A 3613-nucleotide genomic window follows, 5' to 3' on the forward strand; every position below is an offset into this window, starting at 1 on the left:
TCTGGATCAATGAGTCCTGACCCTAGCCGAGGGCGTCGCATGCCAAGGTTCAATGACAAGTGGAAGGTTGGGCCGCACGGCCAGCTGGAAAAGCTGGACGAGGGTCTGCTGACTGTCGCGGGCGAAATCCATATGCCGCTCGGTTATTTTCCCCGTCGAATGACCGTGGTCGGACTGAGCGGTCAACGAACGGCGATCTGGAGCGCCATCCCGTTGGCGGAGCCTCAGATGCGAGAAATCGAAGCGCTCGGCGCGCCCAGCTTCCTCATAGTCCCCGGTCCCGGTCACCGCCTCGACATAAGGCCATGGAAGGCTCGCTATCCAGAGGCGAAGGTCATCTGTGTGCCGGGTGCGCGGGATGCAGTGGAGAAAGCCGTGAAAGTCGATGCCACGAGCGCCATCTGGGCCGATCCCTCCGTCGAGCTGGAGACCGTGCCGGGTATAGAAGGCAAGGAAGCTGCGCTTCTCATCCGCCGCGAGAGTGGCATCACGCTTGTCATCAACGACCTTCTCGCAAACGTACGGCACCCTCATGGGATCGGCGCTCACATAATGGCGCGTCTGCTTGGGTTTGGCGTGTCGCAACCCCAGATACCGCGCGTCGTCAGATGGATGTTTGTCAAAGACAAAAAGGCGCTGGCGACGGCGTTCCGGAAATGGGCCGATGAACCGGATCTCAAGCGGGTCATCGTCAGCCACGGCGATGTCATTGCCGATGAGCCGCGCAAAGTGCTTCAGCGCGTTGCGGCCGACTTGGATGGTTGAGCCGATTGAGAAGCGGTAGCAGAAATTCCGGGTGCCCGCTTTCCGCCCAAATCGAGACCCGACGGACATTGACTTGCTTCTCCGCTTGATGACTTTTGCTTTCCTCGGAGGATCGACATGGGTCTCGACGTAGCGGTTTTCAAAGGTGTCTCGGCGATGGAACGGGAATTCCCCGGGTATCGCTTTCAGCGGGAGCCGATAACGGGCGAATGTTGGGTTATCCATCCCGAGGGCGTGAATCTCGACTGGGACGGTGTTACGGCGCGCTCGTGGCGAGTTGGAAATATCCTCCACGTCGCCGCGCTTCGCGACACGATTGCCAGCCACCGCGGCGAAGGGTTGAGCCTAGAACGGATCGTCCTTTTTTCAAACAGCGGTGTCGGAGACGTGATCGAGGAGTCGAGCTTCGGTGAGCTCGAACGCGAATTGAAGTTCATCGAATCCAGCTCCGATGCATGGGTTGGGGAATTCGCCGATGGACTAACGGAAATGATCCGCATGGCACGGCGCGAGAAAAATCCTATCGTGTTCGTGTGACTTACAGCGCCAGCGGAGCCCCATCCATGACCCTCACCAACCGAGACCTCATCGAGTTGACGGCATGGCGCCGCAAGCTGCACCGGCAGCCGGAAATCTCCAACGAGGAGGAGAAGACGGCCAAGGAGGTCGTCGATTTCCTCGCCGATACGGGGCCGGACAAGGTGCTGACCGGACTGGGCGGCCATGGCGTGGCGGCGGTCTATGACAGCGGGCAAGCTGGGCCGACGGTGCTGTTCCGCTCGGAGCTCGACGCACTGCCGATCCACGAGCTTTCCGGCGTCGAGCATTCATCGCAAGTGCCCGGCAAGTCGCATATGTGCGGCCATGACGGGCACACGGCGATCCTGGCCGCGCTTGGCCGCCAGCTCGGGCGCCAGAGGCCGGCGCGCGGCCGCGTCGTTTTGATGTTCCAGCCGGCGGAAGAGACCGGCAATGGCGCGGCCGGCGTCGTCGCCGATCCGCGCTTTTTCGAGATCCAGCCTGATTTCGCCTTCTCGCTGCACAATCTGCCGGGCGTGCCGTTCGGCGAGGTAAGGCTCAAGGCCGGCGTGGTGAACTGCGCCTCGCGCGGCATGCGGATCATCTTGGAGGGCAAGACCGCGCATTCCTCCATGCCCGAAACCGGCGTGTCGCCGATGCTGGCGGTGAGCCAGCTGATGCCGCAACTGCCGGCGCTCGGGCGCGGCGCCTTCGCCGACGACGATTTCGGCATGGTGACCGTCACCCATTGCTCGATGGGCGAAGCGGTGTTCGGCATCGCGCCCGGCTACGCCGAGGTGTGGGCGACGCTGCGTACCCGCCGCGACGAGCGGATGGCGGAGCTGGTCGCCGCAGCGGAGGCGCTGGCGGCGAAGATTGGGGCCGAGCATGGTCTTTCCGTGCGCTGCGACTACCACGAGATTTTCGTCGCCAGCGTCAACGCGCCGGACGCAGTGGAGCATCTGAACCGGGCGCTGGACGAGGAAGGTGTTTCGCGCGGCGAGGAGGCGCTGCCGATGCGCGCCTCGGAGGACTTCGGCATCTTCGGCCACAATGCCAAATCGGCGATGTTCTTCCTCGGCGCCGGCGATCGCTACCCGGCGCTCCACAACCCCGATTACGACTTTCCGGACGACCTGATTCCGATCGGCTCGCGGATCTTCATGCGCACGGCGCGCAATCTGCTCGGCTGAGGCCCCCGAAGGAAGGGCGCGATCCTCACTTCTCACTCGTATCCTTGCCGCTGTTCGGAGCCCCCTTCTTGCGCGGCCTGCGGAGATTGTCGAAACCCATATAGTGGTCGGCATCCGACGTATTCCATCTGCCGGCGAGAACGATGATCGCGATGACCGCGACGAACAGCAGCAAGGCAAAGAGCGTATCCATGCCTGCTATCTAGTGCGCAGGGGCGGCCGGACACCCTTTCGTCGGCGCGCGCGCCATAACGCGCCTGTATTGTTATGCCGGCTCAGCGCTTGTATGAGCGGGGATGACCTTGATCTCCCGTTTTGCCGCGCTCGTGCTGTTTGCGGCCATCACGTTCGCCACGCTCTCACCTATTCAACTGCGGCCGCACCTGGGTGACGCGAATACGGAACGCGCCCTCGCCTATGCTCTGTTCGGCCTTGCCTTGGCCTTCGGATTCCGCGCCCGCCTGGCGCAAGCAATGCTGTTTGTCTGCGCCGTGGCCGGCGTATTGGAACTGCTCCAGGCGTTCGATCCCGGCCGGCATGCCCGGCTCCAGGATGCCCTCTTGAAAGCGGCGGCCGGCCTCATAGGCATCGCCCTCGGACGGATTATCCTTGCAGTCGCGACCGCGGTGGTCGCGCGCCGCAAGCGGGAAAACAGCGATCGCCCGCTAGGCTCGAAGGTTTAGGGCCTTCCAATGATTGGCTTTTGGCGGCGAGGCGCCTGCAACAATCGAACAGGCTCGGTGTCTCGGCGATGCGGTGGCGCTCGTGCCGCCTAGCGCCGGCTCCGGTACGGCGCGCGATTTCTTCGCCCGCGACGCCCTTGCGGTCGCGCGCGAGCTGATCGGCGCGCGGCTCGGTCTCGCCGGCATCGGCGGCGTCATCGTCGAGACCGAGGCCTATCGCCCCGACGATCCGGCTTCGCACAGCTATCGCGGCCGCACGCCGCGCAACGCGCCGATGTATGGCGCTCCCGGCAGCGCCTATGTCTACCGCTCCTACGGCCTGCACTGGTGCCTGAACGCAGTGTGCCTGCCGGGCAGCGCCGTGCTGATCCGGGCGATCCAGCCGCAATCCGGCATCGCCGCCATGCGCGGCAGGCGAGGAACCGACGACGGCAGGCTGCTTTGCTCCGGTCC

The 3613-nt window shown here is 64.0% G+C and carries 6 protein-coding genes; 5 read left to right on the forward strand and 1 reads right to left on the reverse strand.

Going from position 1 to position 3613, the window contains the following annotated elements; all coding sequences use genetic code 11:
- Nucleotides 1-39 precede the first annotated feature (39 nt).
- From DH10_RS33910 to DH10_RS33920, 3 genes are all read left to right on the forward strand, one after another.
- Nucleotides 40-765, forward strand: coding sequence for a hypothetical protein (locus tag DH10_RS33910; protein ID WP_192244625.1), 726 nt, complete (start codon nucleotides 40-42; stop codon nucleotides 763-765).
- Nucleotides 766-882: 117 nt separating this feature from the next.
- On the forward strand, nucleotides 883-1302 hold the full coding sequence (locus DH10_RS33915; protein WP_192244627.1) for a hypothetical protein: 420 nt from the start codon (nucleotides 883-885) through the stop codon (nucleotides 1300-1302).
- A gap of 26 nt (nucleotides 1303-1328) precedes the next feature.
- On the forward strand, nucleotides 1329-2477 hold the full coding sequence (locus tag DH10_RS33920; RefSeq protein ID WP_192244630.1) for an amidohydrolase: 1149 nt from the start codon (nucleotides 1329-1331) through the stop codon (nucleotides 2475-2477).
- 25 nt (nucleotides 2478-2502) lie between these two features.
- Here the strand turns inward: DH10_RS33920 and DH10_RS33925 are convergent, their stop codons facing one another.
- Nucleotides 2503-2670, reverse strand: a complete 168-nt coding sequence (locus DH10_RS33925; protein ID WP_192244632.1) for a hypothetical protein — start codon at nucleotides 2668-2670, stop codon at nucleotides 2503-2505.
- Between the two features lie 103 nt (nucleotides 2671-2773).
- Between DH10_RS33925 and DH10_RS33930 the strand changes: the two genes are divergently transcribed.
- Together DH10_RS33930 and DH10_RS33935 are read left to right on the forward strand one after the other, a co-directional pair.
- Nucleotides 2774-3160, forward strand: a complete 387-nt coding sequence (locus tag DH10_RS33930) for a VanZ family protein (protein WP_192244634.1) — start codon at nucleotides 2774-2776, stop codon at nucleotides 3158-3160.
- A 73-nt stretch (nucleotides 3161-3233) separates the two neighbouring features.
- Nucleotides 3234-3613, forward strand: a 380-nt coding sequence (locus tag DH10_RS33935; protein WP_343221668.1) for a DNA-3-methyladenine glycosylase, incomplete at its 3' end; no start/stop codon positions are given.

Origin of the sequence: Mesorhizobium silamurunense, from assembly GCF_014843825.1 — a bacterium.
GTDB lineage: Bacteria > Pseudomonadota > Alphaproteobacteria > Rhizobiales > Rhizobiaceae > Mesorhizobium > Mesorhizobium silamurunense.